Origin of the sequence: Nitrospirillum guaranorum (assembly GCF_034653275.1) — a bacterium.
Taxonomy (GTDB): Bacteria; Pseudomonadota; Alphaproteobacteria; order Azospirillales; family Azospirillaceae; genus Nitrospirillum.
Map to the genome: position 1 here is coordinate 1,008,241 of NZ_JAYEES010000001.1, position 13,828 is coordinate 1,022,068.

General features: G+C 68.2%; 13 protein-coding genes and 1 pseudogene. 6 read left to right on the plus strand and 8 right to left on the minus strand.

Annotated features, from left to right (window positions below; all coding sequences use genetic code 11):
- Window positions 1–15 precede the first annotated feature (15 nt).
- Complete coding sequence (locus tag UAJ10_RS04045) at window positions 16–936, plus strand: polysaccharide deacetylase family protein (RefSeq protein WP_322914077.1); 921 nt, start codon at window positions 16–18, stop codon at window positions 934–936.
- A gap of 26 nt (window positions 937–962) precedes the next feature.
- Window positions 963–2,213: an SGNH/GDSL hydrolase family protein gene (locus UAJ10_RS04050; RefSeq protein WP_322914078.1), complete on the plus strand. Its 1,251-nt coding sequence runs from the start codon at window positions 963–965 to the stop codon at window positions 2,211–2,213.
- An 80-nt stretch (window positions 2,214–2,293) separates the two neighbouring features.
- On the opposite strand, the gene UAJ10_RS04055 is transcribed toward UAJ10_RS04050, so the two are convergent.
- The 4 genes from UAJ10_RS04055 to UAJ10_RS04070 form a co-directional block, all read right to left on the minus strand.
- Window positions 2,294–4,669, minus strand: a complete 2,376-nt coding sequence (locus UAJ10_RS04055; protein ID WP_416235339.1) for a heavy metal translocating P-type ATPase — start codon at window positions 4,667–4,669, stop codon at window positions 2,294–2,296.
- A complete protein-coding gene (locus UAJ10_RS04060) occupies window positions 4,666–5,328 on the minus strand; it encodes a methyltransferase family protein (protein ID WP_322914079.1) in 663 nt (220 codons plus the stop codon). The genes UAJ10_RS04055 and UAJ10_RS04060 overlap by 4 nt, the downstream gene beginning before the upstream one ends.
- The gene (locus UAJ10_RS04065) at window positions 5,315–5,578 is read right to left on the minus strand and encodes a DUF2933 domain-containing protein (protein ID WP_322914080.1); all 264 of its coding nucleotides are present in this window, start codon (window positions 5,576–5,578) and stop codon (window positions 5,315–5,317) included. The genes UAJ10_RS04060 and UAJ10_RS04065 overlap by 14 nt, the downstream gene beginning before the upstream one ends.
- Before the next feature lie 970 nt (window positions 5,579–6,548).
- Window positions 6,549–6,944 (minus strand): DUF1636 domain-containing protein, encoded by a 396-nt coding sequence (locus tag UAJ10_RS04070; protein WP_322914081.1) that lies wholly within the window; start codon window positions 6,942–6,944, stop codon window positions 6,549–6,551.
- A gap of 160 nt (window positions 6,945–7,104) precedes the next feature.
- Between UAJ10_RS04070 and UAJ10_RS04075 the strand changes: the two genes are divergently transcribed.
- The gene (locus UAJ10_RS04075; RefSeq protein ID WP_322914082.1) at window positions 7,105–8,268 is read left to right on the plus strand and encodes a winged helix-turn-helix domain-containing protein; all 1,164 of its coding nucleotides are present in this window, start codon (window positions 7,105–7,107) and stop codon (window positions 8,266–8,268) included.
- On the opposite strand, the gene UAJ10_RS04080 is transcribed toward UAJ10_RS04075, so the two are convergent.
- Together UAJ10_RS04080 and UAJ10_RS04085 are read right to left on the minus strand one after the other, a co-directional pair.
- A complete protein-coding gene (locus tag UAJ10_RS04080; RefSeq protein WP_322914083.1) occupies window positions 8,251–8,835 on the minus strand; it encodes a DUF4865 family protein in 585 nt (194 codons plus the stop codon). The genes UAJ10_RS04075 and UAJ10_RS04080 overlap by 18 nt on opposite strands.
- Before the next feature lie 101 nt (window positions 8,836–8,936).
- A complete protein-coding gene (locus tag UAJ10_RS04085; protein ID WP_322914084.1) occupies window positions 8,937–9,851 on the minus strand; it encodes a LysR family transcriptional regulator in 915 nt (304 codons plus the stop codon).
- A 103-nt stretch (window positions 9,852–9,954) separates the two neighbouring features.
- On the opposite strand from UAJ10_RS04085, the gene UAJ10_RS04090 reads away from it, so the two are divergent.
- Window positions 9,955–10,791 carry an oxidoreductase gene (locus UAJ10_RS04090; RefSeq protein ID WP_322914085.1) on the plus strand — a complete coding sequence of 279 codons (837 nt, stop codon included), beginning with the start codon at window positions 9,955–9,957 and terminating at the stop codon, window positions 10,789–10,791.
- On the opposite strand, the gene UAJ10_RS04095 is transcribed toward UAJ10_RS04090, so the two are convergent.
- Both UAJ10_RS04095 and UAJ10_RS04100 read right to left on the minus strand, forming a co-directional pair.
- Window positions 10,788–12,062, minus strand: coding sequence for an MFS transporter (locus UAJ10_RS04095; RefSeq protein ID WP_322914086.1), 1,275 nt, complete (start codon window positions 12,060–12,062; stop codon window positions 10,788–10,790). The two genes, UAJ10_RS04090 and UAJ10_RS04095, sit on opposite strands and share 4 nt — an antisense overlap.
- Window positions 12,063–12,184: 122 nt before the next feature.
- A complete protein-coding gene (locus UAJ10_RS04100; protein ID WP_322914087.1) occupies window positions 12,185–12,772 on the minus strand; it encodes a helix-turn-helix domain-containing protein in 588 nt (195 codons plus the stop codon).
- Between the two features lie 82 nt (window positions 12,773–12,854).
- Here UAJ10_RS04100 and UAJ10_RS04105 point away from each other — a divergent pair, with 82 nt between their 5' ends.
- Window positions 12,855–13,373 carry a GNAT family N-acetyltransferase gene (locus UAJ10_RS04105; RefSeq protein WP_322914088.1) on the plus strand — a complete coding sequence of 173 codons (519 nt, stop codon included), beginning with the start codon at window positions 12,855–12,857 and terminating at the stop codon, window positions 13,371–13,373.
- 263 nt (window positions 13,374–13,636) lie between these two features.
- A pseudogene (locus tag UAJ10_RS04110) lies at window positions 13,637–13,774 on the plus strand (LysR family transcriptional regulator); the annotation flags it as partial.
- Window positions 13,775–13,828 lie beyond the last annotated feature (54 nt).

Sequence of the window (13,828 nt, forward strand, 5' to 3'; positions counted from 1 at the left end):
GGAAATGTCATGCGCGTGAGTCGACTATTGGCCCTGGCCGCCGGCCTGATGCTGACCGCGGCACCCGTATTGGCGCAACAGGCGCCCATGCAGGTGGCCCTGACCATGGACGACCTGCCGGTGCACGGTCCCCTGCCGCCCGGCATGACCCGGGCGGAGGTGGCGCACCGTGTGCTGGCGGCCTTCAAGGGCGCCGGCGTGTCGGAGGTGTACGGCTTCGTCAACGCCAAGGGCCTGGCGGACGAGGGCGACGATGCCGCCCAGGTTCTGGCGCTGTGGCGCCAGGCCGGCTATCCGCTGGGCAACCACGTCTATGCCCATGATGACCTGCATGGTCACGACGTCGCCGCCTTTACCGCCGCCGTCACGGCGGATGAAGCGGCGCTGAGGCATTATATGGGGGATTCCGACTGGCACTGGCTGCGCTTCCCCTACCTGCACATCGGGGAGACGCCGGCGAAGCGGCGGGAGGTGGCGGCCTTCCTGAAGGACCACGGCTATCGCGTGGCCGAGGTGACGCTCAGCTTCAACGACTACATCTACAACGCGCCCTACGCCCGCTGCATGGCCAAGGGCGACCAGGCGGCGGTGGCGCGGCTGCGCCAGAGCTACCTGGACCGGGCGGCGGAATCGCTGGCCATTGGGCGCCAGCAGGCCCAGGCCCTGTACGGCCGCGACGTGCCCCACGTCATGCTGCTGCACATCGGCGGGTTCGAGACGGTGATGCTGCCGGAACTGCTGTCGCTGATGAAGTCCAAGGGCGTGGCCTTCGTGCCGCTGGCCAAGGCGGAGGCCGATCCCATCTACGTTCCCAACCCCGACGCCCCGTCCAATGGCACGGGCAGCCTGCTGGACCGGGAAATGACGGCCCGCAACCTGCCGCAGCCGGCGCATAGCGCCGACCCGTCCACTTGGCTGGACGGCCTGTGCCGCTGACGCCTCTTAGATTCAGGAAACGCCCCATGCGCCTCCGTTCCCTACTCCTGGCCGGTGCCCTGCTGGGCTCAGCCATCGTCCCCGGGGCGGTTCATGCCGCCCCCCAGGATGTTGACCAGTTTACCACCCAGTGGGTGGGCAGCTGGATGGCGTCCGCCCAGGCGGGCGGCGCCGACTCCGCGCCACCGGCGCCGGGTTTCACCGACGCCACGCTGCGCCAGGTGATCCACCTGACCCTGGGCGGCGCCCGCGTGCGCTTCCGCCTGTCCAACGCCTTCGGCGCGGCGCCGCTGACCATCCCCGGCGCCCATGTCGCCCTGTCGGCGAAAGAGGGAAAGACGCCCAGCGCCGCCATCCGCGCCGGCAGCGACCACGCCCTGACCTTCAACGGCCAGCCGTCCGTCACCATTCCGGCCGGCGGCATGGTCTGGTCCGATCCGGTGGACATGGCCGTGCCCGACATGACGGACTTGGCCGTCAGCCTGCGCCTGAAGGACGTGCCGGCGACCGTGACCGGCCATCCCGGTTCCCGTGCCACCAGCTATATCGCCACCGGTGACGCCCTGGCCGCCGCCGACCTGCCCGGCGCCGTGACGGTCACCCACTGGTACGTCCTCACCGGCGTGGACGTGCAGGCGCCGGCCACGGCCAATGCCGTGGTGGTGCTGGGCGACAGCATCACCGACGGGCGCGACAGCACCACCGACGGCAACGGCCGCTGGACCGACGCCCTGGCCCGGCGCCTGCTGCAGGGTAAAAGCCCGGTGAGCGTGCTGAACGCCGGCATCGGCGGCAACCGCCTGCTGCTGGACGGCATCGGCCCCCGCGCGCTGGACCGGCTGGACCGTGACGTGCTGGACCAGACGGCCGTGCGCTGGGTCGTCGTGCTGGAGGGCATCAACGACCTGGCGACGGCCCTGAAGGCGGCGGAACGCAAGGAGGTGGCGGCGACGCCGGAGGCCATCATCGACGCCTACCGCCAGATCATCGCCCGCGCCCACGCGCGCGGCCTGCTGATCTATGGCGCCACCATCCTGCCCTGCCAGGGCATCGGCTATTGCGCCCCGGCCATGGAGCCCAACCGCCAGAAGGTCAATGCCTGGATTCGCGGCGGCGGCGCCTTCGACGCCGTCATCGACCTGGACCGGACGCTGGAGGACCCCAAGAATCCCGGCCATCTGTTGCCCGAGGCCGACGGCGGCGACCATCTCCACCCGGGCGACACCGGCTATCGCCTGATGGCGGAGGGGACCGACCTGGCGCTGTTCGCGCGATAGGGGGCTGGAGAGGGGGCGCCCAACTCCGTGGTCAGGCGCCCCCCAACGGTCGCGGCTATCTGCCTCAAGTCCGAGCACCGCTACAGGCGCGTGAACCGTAGGCGCAGGGCGTTGCCGATCACCGAAACGGAGCTGAGGCTCATCGCGGCCGCGGCGACGACGGGGCTCAACATGAGTCCGAAGCTTGGGTAAAGCACGCCTGCGGCAAGCGGGACGCCAAGAACGTTATAAATGAATGCGAGCACCAGATTCTGCCGGATGTTCCGCATCGTCGCCCGGCTCAAGAGGCGGGCCCGCGCGATGCCCGCCAGGTCGCCCTTGACCAGCGTGACGCCGGCGCTCTGTATGGCGACATCCGTACCCGTCCCCATCGCCACGCCGACGTCGGCCTCGGCGAGCGCGGGGGCATCGTTGACGCCGTCGCCGGCCATGGCGACCGCGCGGCCTTCGCCGCGTAGACGCCGGACGACCGCGTTTTTCCGTTCGGGCAAAACCTCGGCTTCGATGTCAGTGATGCCGAGTTCCGCCGCGACCGCCTGAGCGGTGGTGCGGTTGTCGCCGGTCAGCATGACGATGCGGATTCCGTCGCCGCGGAGGCTGTCGAGGGCGGCCGGCGTGGTCGGCTTGATCGGATCGGCGACGGCGATGATGCCGGCGGGACGATTATCCACGGCGATGAACATGGCCGTCGCGCCTTGGCGACGGAGGTCTTCGGCGCGCGCCTCCAGATCGGTGCTGGTAACACCGAGGTCGCGGAGGAGAGCCGCGTTGCCGATGGCGATTTGATGTTCGCCGATTTTCCCCGTCACTCCCTTGCCGGTGACCGAGGCGAAGTCGGCCACAGCCCGCATCGCAATGCCACGATCGCTGGCTGCGGCGACGATGGCCGTGGCGAGCGGGTGTTCGCTCGACCTTTCCAGGCTGGCGCCCAGCGACAGCACGGCGGTTTCGTCGAAGCCATCGGCCGGAATCACGGCGACGACGCGCGGCCTGCCCTCGGTAAGGGTGCCCGTCTTGTCGACGACCAGGGTATCGATCTTCTCGAAACGTTCCAACGCTTCCGCGTTCTTGATCAATACACCGGCCGTCGCGCCCTTGCCGACGCCGACCATGATCGACATCGGCGTCGCCAGGCCCAGCGCGCAGGGGCAGGCGATGATGACGACCGACACCGCCGCGACAAGTGCATAAGCGAAGGCCGGGGACGGCCCCCAGATCATCCAGGTGGCGAAGGCCATGACCGCGACCAGGATCACGGCGGGCACGAACCAGGATGAGACGACATCGACGAGGCGTTGGATGGGGGCGCGGCTGCGCTGCGCCTCCGAGACCATGTGGACGATCCGCGCCAGCAGGGTGTCCGAGCCGACCTTCTCCGCTCGCATCACCAGACCGCCGCTGCCGTTTATCGTGCCGCCGATCAGCTTGGCGTCCGGCGTCTTCGCGACGGGCAGGGATTCACCCGTCACCATCGATTCATCGACGGCGCTGCCGCCTTCGAGCACGGTACCGTCCACCGGCACGCTCTCTCCGGGCCTGATCCGGAGATGGTCGCCGATATGCACCTGTTCCAGCGGGATTTCCTCGTCCGCTCCGTCCGCGCGGATACGGCGGGCCATTTTCGGCGCAAGGTTCAAAAGGGCGCGAATGGCACTGCCGGTCTGTTCCCGGGCCCGGATCTCCAGCACCTGGCCGAGCAGGACCAGGACGACGATGACGGCGGCCGCCTCGTAGTAGACTTGGACGGTGCCACCTTGCTGCCGCAGCTCTTCCGGAAAGAGCGTGGGCGCAAAGGTGGCGGCGAGGCTGTAGAGATAGGCCGCGCCGACACCGAGGGCGATCAGGCTGAACATGTTGAGCGAGCGGTTGCGAACCGATGCCCAGCCGCGTGCGAAGAAGGGCCAGCCGGCCCACAGCACGACAGGCGTGCCAAGAACCAGCTGAAGCCATGTCGAGACCTGCGGCGGGACGTAGTGGTGCAGGTCCAGCCCCGGGATGTGTCCCCCCATTTCCAGGATCACGATCGGCACAGCCAGTGCGGTACCGATCCGGAAGCGCCGGGTCATGTCGATAAGTTCATGGTTGGGGCCGGTTTCACCGGCGCCAACAACGGGCTCAAGCGTCATGCCGCAGATCGGGCAGGCCCCCGGTTCCGATCTCCGGACCTGGGGATGCATGGGGCAGGTGTAGACCACGCCCTCCGTCGACGCCGGTTTCGATTCCAGGGTGTCGGTCTTCAGATATTTCGTGGGATCGGCCGTGAACTTGTCGCGGCATCCGGCGCTGCAGAAGAAATACCGAACCCCATGGTGGCTCTCGGCATGTTTGGCCGTCGCGGGGTCGACCGGCATGCCGCAGACCGGGTCGCGGGTTTGACTTTCCGTCATATTGGCCGTCGCCGTGCCAGCATAGCCGGCATGGTGATGATTGTGCTGGTGATGTTCGGACATGCTCATGGGTGCGCTCCGGCGGATCGGTCGCTGCCGAAATGTGGAATCCAACGCGGCGTCGCCGCGGCGTAGCTGACGTAGGCATCCCCGAAGTCGCGCAGCGCCCCTCGTTCCTCGGCAAGCGCCAGCCGCACGTACATCCAGACCAGGAAGGGGAACATCGCCAGCGTCAGAATGGTCGGCCATTGCAGCAGGAAGCCGAACATGACCAGGATGAAGCCGACGTACTGAGGGTGGCGGACGTGGGCATACACGCCGGTCTTGGCGAGCGTGTTCTGGCGTTGCGCCTCATACAGGACCCGCCACCCCGCTGAGATGAGGATGAGGCCGCCGCCGACGAAGACGAAGCTCAGGATATGGAATGGTCCCGCATGCGGGTTGGTCTTCCAGCCGAACATCATCTCCAGGAGATGGCCCGCGTCGTGGGAGAACCAGTTAACGTTTGGATAGTGGGATTGCAGCCAGCCCGAGAACAGGTAGATCGTCAGCGGAAAGCCGTACATCTCCGTGAACAGCGCCACCAGAAAGGCGCTGAACGCGCCGAACGATCGCCAGTCGCGTGTTGTTCGCGGCTTGAAGAAGCTGTAGGCGAAGAGAATGAAGATCGCCGAATTGATGATCACCAAACCCCATAGCCCATAGGCGGGCACATCATCGTGCGTCATCGTGGCCTCCCTTGGGCAGGCGGTCGGGGGCCTGCTGGCGCGCATGGTCCGGATGGTGATCGTGTGCGCCGTGACCGTGATGCATGAACAGGTGCATCAGCGGGCAGACGGCGAAAAGGAGCCAGGGCAAGGCGCCAAGAACATGCGCCGTATGCTCCGTGACCAGGAAGAAGGCCCCGATCGCCAGGAAGCAGATCAGAACGATCCCGCTTCGTGTCCGCCACCAGGGTGTCTGACTATGGTCATCCATGAAGTGTCCCCTCGGCAATCGCCAGCGTATGGCGAAGAAGTTGTGAAGAGGCCCGAAGTTCAAACTGGCGAGCCAGACCGGTGTGGCGTTCTCCACGAGCCCGGGCAGCCAACTCGGCAATCCGAAGTCAGGCAGGAAAGGGGGAGCCGCGTGATCGAACGGCGAATCCGACCGATGACACGGGGCATGGGGTGACGATGGGGAAGAGGCTTGGCCTCACGCCAACTGGTGGCGATGCGCAGCCTAATTCGTCCATTCCATCATGCCCAATGGATCGGTTGGGCCGTTGGCGCGCGTCTTCCAAGCATCGCTGAAGGCGGCGTGGAACGGTCGGGTACGGCCCCGGCGCCTTCGCGCAACGGGCGTCAGTCGCTCACGCCAGCCCGATCATATCTGGCGTGGCGGTCGTTCGTTGGGTGCCCCAGCCAAGTCGCCCCGAGAGGGTGGCGCCTCGATCCATCGCAGGCTCGACGCCAGGCGCATGGGAAGTCCCGCCGATGCGGGAGAGATGAAGGCGTTTGAACCGCAACAGCAATGGGAAGCGCAGCACGGGCAGTGGCCCGCGCGACCGAAGGCCGGATCCGGCATACCGTTGATGGAGTCAAGCTGGGCGCCAATATCGCCCCGGGCGGTCACGTCGGGCGCAGCGACCGCCGGACTGACTTGATAGGCCGGCGAAAACGGATCGCTGGATGGACTTGCCACCGTCGTGTCCTGAAGCCCATCGCATGCGATGGCGGGCGTGCTGTTCAGGACGAGCGCCAACAGCAAGAATATTGCCGCCGCTGTCGCCCTGAACAGATAGACCCCGCTGACCCGCACGGCTTCGTCCCCTTCATCCCTGGACACTTCCGCATGGGGTCACGGTTGTGGAAGAAGGACATTGATTCACGTCAAAAGGCGAACCATTTTCCCGGCCTGGATTTTGCCAGGAAAACGTGGGGAACGGCCCGCATCCGGTGGCCGCTCGTCAAAGGACGGCCGGCGGAATCTTGGCCAGGATGCCGGAGCGGAAGGGGCCGGGGCGGTCGCCGCGCATCAGCACGCCGGTCTCGCTGGCGGCGTATTGGGCGGCCAGGTCCAGGGCGGCGGCGGCGGTTTCGGCCGTCGGCGTCTTGTCGCAGAACAGGTAGCTGGGCTTGCCCGGGCCCGACAGGGCCACGGTGCAGGCGCGGTCGCAGCCGCTCATGCACTCCACCCCGTTCAGGGCCACTTGGGCGCGGCCAGGCCAGTCGGCGTGCAGGGTGGCCACCGCCTCGTACAGCAGCCGGCCGTCGCGCACGGCCTCCGGCGGGGCGCCCTTGGGCCGGCAGGTGACGCAGATGTGCAGGGTGTGGGCAGGGAGGGTCGAGGGCGCTTCGCTCACCAGGGACTTCCTTAAGGCTTGAACGCGGGCGACTATGGGCCCGGCGGGGCGGCGGGCGTCAAGGGGGATGCATCGTATGGTCATCATCGGGCACGCGTCACAGCGGGTGCCGCCGCCGACCGTTATAAGACCATCCCCGCGCCTCAGAGGATCCGGCCTGATGCCTAGTACGCCCGTCGAGATTTCCGCCTCCCGCGCCCGCCACCTGTGGCTGGCGGCCCAGCGCTTGCTGGAGCCGGCCCCGTTCGGTGCGGGGCCGGAGGCCGTGAAGCTGGCGACCGAGCATCTGGGCTATGTCCAGATCGACACCATCAACGTCATCGAGCGCAGCCATCATCACATCCTGCAAACCCGTATCCCCGACTACGTCCGGGGTGATCTGGCGGCGGCGCAGTCGGTGGACAAGTCCGTCTTTGAATACTGGGCCCACGCCCTGGCCTACATCCCCACGGCCGACTATCGCTATTTCGCGCCGGACATGCGCCAGATTCGCGATAACCCGCCGCCCCACTACGCCGCCATCAACCGGCGCGACTACACCGCCCTGCTGCGCCGCATCGGGGAGGAGGGGGCGCTCAGCATCCGCGACATCGACGATGAGGTGCTGGTGGAGAAGGAGCACCTGTGGGCCAGCCGCAAGCCGTCCAAGCGCCTGCTGAACTTCGGCTTCTACAACGGTGACCTCACCATCTCCCGCCGCGACGGCATGCTGAAAGCCTATGAGCTGACCGACCGCCATTTCGGCTGGGAACGGCGGCCCCGCGCGGCGACGCCGGGGCAGGTGGCCGACTACCTGCTGAACCGCGCGCTGCGCAGCCAAGGGGTCGTCAGCCTGGATTCCATCTGCTACGGCAATCTGGGCCTGAAGGCCCAAATCCTGCCGTTGATCGAGAAGGCGGTACGCGCCCGCCGGCTGAGGCCGGTGATCCTCACCGGCGCGGAGAAGGTGCCCCATTGGGCCGAGGCCGGGGCGCTGGAACGGCCGTTGCCGCCCGTGCCGACCGATTTGGTGCACATCCTGTCGCCTTTCGATCCCCTGGTCATTCAGCGCAAGCGGCTGGAGGCCATCTTCGGCTATGTCCACCGGTTCGAGGCCTATGTGCCGGCGGCCAAGCGGGTGTTGGGCTATTTCGCCCTACCGGTGCTGGTGGGGGACGAGATCGTGGCGGCCCTGGATCTCAAGACCGACCGCCAGGCCGGCCGCCTGCTGGTGCAACGCTGGACCTGGATGGTGCCGGAGCGACCCGCGCTCAAGGCCGCCATCGAGGAAGCGCTGGGCCGGTTCCAGCGCTTCCAGTTGGCGCCCTTACTCCTGCCGGCTTGAGGGCAGCGTTTCCAGCAGCGGCCGGGCCAACCGCAGCACCTGATAGGTCACGGCCGTGGCAGGCGGGTTCACGGGCGCCTCCGCCGTCAGGCGAACCCGGGTCAGGGTCCAGGTGCGGGCATCCACGCCCACGGTGGCGGCGACCGTGGCCTCATCGTCCGCCACCTCGCGATTCAGGGCGATCTCATCCGCCCAAAGCCCGCCCAGGGCGGTGTCCACGCCGATGGGCACGTTGTCCACCACGGCGAAACGGGCGTCACGGGCGCGGCCCCTGCGCGCGTCCAGCGCCACGCGCACGTCGATGTCAGCCCGGCCGAAGGTGTCGGTGACGGTCTTGTAGCGGTTGTGCACCAGGAAATCGCGGAAGGCGGCATCATGCCGCCACAGGTACAGGGCGGAATAGGCGTTGGCGATGGCGCCGTGCCGGCCTGCCTCCCGCAGCAGGAAGCCCTTGAAGTACAGCTCTGGCATGGCGGCCCAGCGGGCGGCGTTGGTCTCGGCCCGCTTGCGCAGGATGTCCAGGTCGTGGTCGGCCGTCAGGCGGTGGCTGTAGTGCGCGATCAGCATCGGTTGTCACTCCCGTGGTGGCGATGCCCGGGAGGATAACGGCGTCCTGATAATCACATAATCACATGAATTTCTATTTCAGTAATTGCCATTTGAAATGATCAAACCACTGGCTCTTGCGCCGTGCGCCGTAGGAAATCCACCAGCGCCCGCACCGACGGCGGGGTGTGGCGCTGCTTGGGATAATACAGGTACCAGCCGGGGAAGGGGGGCGAGTACTCCTGTAACAGCGGCACCAGGGCGCCCTGGTCGATCAGCGGCTTCATCCACCGGTCCGACCAATAGGCGAAGGCGATGCCCACTCCCTGGGCCGCCGCCGCCAGGGCCGTGTCGCGGTGGGACACCACCAGCGGCCCCTCCACCGCCACGGCGAACCAGCGGCCGTCGGCCTGGAATTCCCAATTGTACAGCTTGCCGCTGCCGGGCTTGCGCCAATTGATGCAGCGATGGGCGTGCAGGTCGGCGGGCGTTCTGGGCTGGCCATGGCGGGCGATGTAGTCGGGCGAGGCCACGGCCACCTGATGCAGATCTGGGCCCAGCTTCACCGCCACCATGTCCTTGGCCAGCAATTCACCCAGGGTGATGCCGACGTCGAACCCAGCCTCCACGATGTCCACCACCGCGTCGTCGATGGCCAGTTCCAGCACGATGTCGGGATGGGCAGCGTGGAAGCGGCCCAGCACCGGTTCCACCAGCGTGGCCGCCGCCAGCCGGGGCAGATGCAGGCGCACCGTGCCGGTGGCCGTGCCGCGCAGGTTGCCGACGTCGGCCACCGCCGCCTCCATCTGCTCCAGGGCTGGCTTGAACCCCGCCAGCAATCGGGCGCCGGCCTCGGTCAGGGCGGTGCTGCGGGTCGTGCGGTTGAACAGGGCGACGCCCAGCCGTTCCTCCAGCCCGCGGATGGTCTGGCTGAGCGCCGACGGGGTGACCCGCAGCTGGGCCGCGGCCCGGGAGAAGTTCCCCTGTTCCGCGATCATGGCGAAGGCCCGCAGGTCGGCGAATTCACTGCCGCGCATTCTATCTCTCCAGCTAACAGGCGCATCGAGTTTATGTAGCATACCGCAGTTCCAGTGGCTGTGGCCCACTCCCGCGCATCTCAACCAGCGCTGGGGTGTCCCCATGACCCAATCCAAGATTTTCCTGATCACCGGCGTCAGCAGCGGCTTCGGCCGCGCCTTCTCGGAGGCCGCACTGGCGGCCGGCCATACCGTGGTGGGTACCGTCCGGCGCGCGGCGGACGCCCAGGCCTTCACCGCCCTACACGATACCCGCGCCCACGCCATCCCGCTGGACATCACCGACACCGACGCCATCGCGCCAGCCGTGGCGAGGGTGGAGCGGGATGTCGGCCCTATCGCCGTGCTGGTCAACAATGCCGGCTATGGCCACGAGGGCATCCTGGAGGAATCGCCGCTGGCGGAGATGCGGCGGCAGTTCGACGTCAACGTCTTCGGCGCCGTCGCCATGATCCAGGCGGTGCTGCCGTTCATGCGCGGGCGGCGGGCTGGGCACATCGTCAACATCACCTCCATGGGCGGCTTCATCACCATGCCCGGCCTGGCCTACTACTGCGGCAGCAAGTTCGCGCTGGAAGGCGTCAGCGAGGTGCTGGCCAAGGAGGTGCGCGACCTGGGTATCCGGGTGACGGCGGTGGCGCCGGGGTCCTTCCGCACCGATTGGGCCGGCCGCTCCATGGTCCGTTCGGCCCGCGCCATCGCGGACTACGATCGCCTGTTCGATCCCGTGCGCCAGGCGCGGGAGGAGAAGAGCGGCCGCCAGGCCGGCGATCCCGCCAAGGCCGCCCAGGCGCTGCTGGCCCTGGTGGCGGCGGAGGCGCCGCCGGCGCACCTGCTGCTGGGCACCGACGCCCTGGCCTTGGTGCGCGACAAGCTGGCGGCACTGGCGGCGGAGATCGCGGCGTGGGAGGATCTGACGCGATCGACGGATTTCGCTTAAGCGGCGCAGCCGTTCTTGCCCGACGCCGTTTCGGGGCCCGACGCCGTCTCGGGAAAGGTCGCCGCCAGGGTGGCGAGTGCGACGGCGGCGGCGGCACCCAGCGCCAGGAACGTGAGGCGGTAGCCGAAATGGTCGATCAGCACGCCGGCGGCCAGGCCGCTGACGGCGGCACCCACGCCCTGCACGGTGGCGATGACGCCCAGCGCCAGGTTGTAGCGGCCGGTGCCGCGCATCAGGTCCGCCGCCACCAGGGGTGTCAGGGCGCCGTGGATGCCGGCGCCCACGCCGTCCAGCAGTTGCACCGCCACCAGCCAGGCGCTGTCGTCGGACAGGGTGTAGAGCACGGCGCGGATGGGCAGGATGGCGAAGCCCACCAGCAGCAAGGGCTTGCGCCCCCAGCGGTCGGCCCGCCAACCGCTGAACAGCGCCACCGGCAGCATGACCAGTTGCGCCGCGATGATGCAGGCGGACATGAGGGCGGTGGCCCAGGCAGGGTTGGCCGCGGCCAGCTTCTGCCCCACCAGCGGCAGCAACGGGGCGTTGGCGAAGTGGAACAGCAGGGCGCAGAAGCTGAACACCATCAGCGGCCGGCATCCCACCACGGTGCGCCAAGCGGGGGTGCGCCAGGCGGGGGTGCGCCAGGCGGGCGGGCCGTCCCCGGCCTCATGGCCATCGGCCCCCTTGGCGCGCTGGTGGTCGATGGCGGGTCCGGGAATGGACAGGACGGCCACGATGGCCAGGATGGCGAACGCCGGCCCCAACAGGAAGACGGACCGTTGGTCGAACACCCGGCCGACGGCCCCGGCGACCAGGGCGATGAAGACGTTGCCGGCATGGTCCCAGGCGGCGTTACGCCCCATGCGCGCCGCCAATTGCTGGCGCGCGAACAGGCCCAGGGTCAGCGCCGCGACGGCGGGGCCCAGCACGTCGCCGACGGCGGCCAGGACGCTGTTGGCCACCAGCACGGGCCAGAAGTCCGGCCAGGCGTAGATGACGCCGGTGCCGGCCGCCAGGACCACCAGGGTCGCCACCATCACGGCGCGCTTGGCCGTGGTGGCGTCGATGGCCGCCCCCGCCGGCGTCTGCGCCATGAGGCCGACCAGGCCGCTGACCATGGTCATGACGCCGACGGCCGATTGGCTCCAGCCCTGCTGGGTCACCAGGAAGACGTTGAGGAAGGGGCCCAAGGCGCCGCGCACGTCGGCCAGCAGGAAGTTGACCGCGTCCAGCGAGGCGGGATGGAAGCGGCGGCTGCGGGAGGCATCGGTCATGGTGGTCCTGGGCCGAAGGAAGCCGGGTCGGGACCAGGAACCTGGGGGCTATGCCGCCCCCTGACCATCGAACCTTGGGCTGAGCCTTGGCGGCGGACGACCTAGACACCCAATCGGCGGCCCTAGGGCTGAAGGATCAGCACCAGGTAGGTGCAAGGGCGATCGCCCCGGTTCTCGAACACGCAGTCGGCCGGCGGGCCCAGTTCCAGACTGTCGCCGGCCGCCAGGCGGTGCTCGATGTCGCCTTCGGTGAAGGTTAGCTCATTGGACAGCACATGGATGATGTGGCGGGTGAAGGCGTAGGCCGAGGCGGGGAAGGGCACGCGCGCGCCGGCCGGCAGGTCGATATGCACCAATTCCAACGGCATGTCGGACCCCGGCGGCGGCGCCACCAGGCGGCGGACATAGCCGGTGGCGGGGTCGCGCCAGCTGCGCTGCTCCCCGGCCCGCAGCAGGCGGCGGCGCCCGTCATCCTCCGCCCGCGCCAGCAGGGCCGACAGGGTCAGGCCAAAGGCGCCCGACAGTCGGCCCAGGAGGGAGGCGGTGGGGCTGCTTTCCGCGCGCTCGATCTTATTGATCATGGCGCGCGACACACCGGCCCGCTCCGACAGGTCGGTCAGCGACCAGCCGCGGGCCTCACGCTCCACCCGGATGCGGGCGCCCAGCCGCGCATCCAGCTCATCACCGCCATTGGGCCCGTTTCCTGGCATCGTCCTCAAAACCCCGCTTGCCGACACCGGCATCGTATCACATAGTGGACGCGATGAAACTATAGTGAACGGATCGCCCGCGATGACCCAGACCGTTACCATCCGCCCGGCCACCCTGGACGATCTGGAGGGCATCCGCGTCATCTACAACCACGCGGTGGTGCACACGACGGCCATCTGGAACGACGTGCAGGTGGATCTGGAGAACCGCCGCCAGTGGTTCGAGGCGCGCATGGCCCGGAACTTCCCGGTGCTGGTGGCGGTGGCGGAGGGACAGGTGGTGGGCTATGCCGCCTATGGCGACTGGCGCCCCTTCGATGGATTCCGCCACTCGGTGGAGAATTCCGTCTATGTGGCGCCCCAGGCCCAGGGGCGCGGGGTGGGCGAGGCGCTGCTGCGCGCCCTGGTGGCCTGCGCGGGGGAGCGCGGCATCCACCGCATGATCGCGGCCATCGCCAGCGAAAACGCCATCTCCATCGCCCTGCACGCCAAGGTCGGCTTCCGCACCGCCGGTGTGTTCTCGCAAGCCGGCACCAAGTTCGGCCGCTGGCTGGACCTGACCTTCATGGAGCTAGCGGTGGGGCGGGGCCAGCCGACCTGAGGCCGGCCCCATCTCCATAAGCCTCATCCCATCGTGGGGATGACGAAGCCGGCGCCCCCCTTGCTGCCGGAGGGCCAGGTGCTAGGTGACCGTCTTGGTCTTGGTACGGCTAGACGCGCCCGACACAGGACGGCCGTGATGAAATGGGTCGGTCCCGGGTCATGCGCGCTCCGCCTGCCATGGTTGTTTTGCGCCAGTCGAGTATTCATATTCCTGCACGTACAGGGCGTTGAATTCACCTCTGGCTGTGCGGGAATTCCCATATGGAAAGCTCATTTGACTGGGACGCCCTGCAATCCTTCCTGGCGGTGGTGCGGGCGGGCAAGCTGACGGCGGCGGCCCGGCGCCTGGGCGTCGACCATTCCACCCTCAGCCGCCGCATCGCTGATCTGGAACGCACCCTGCAAACCCAACTGTTCACCCGCAGCGTCCAGGGCTATGCCCTGACCCCCCAG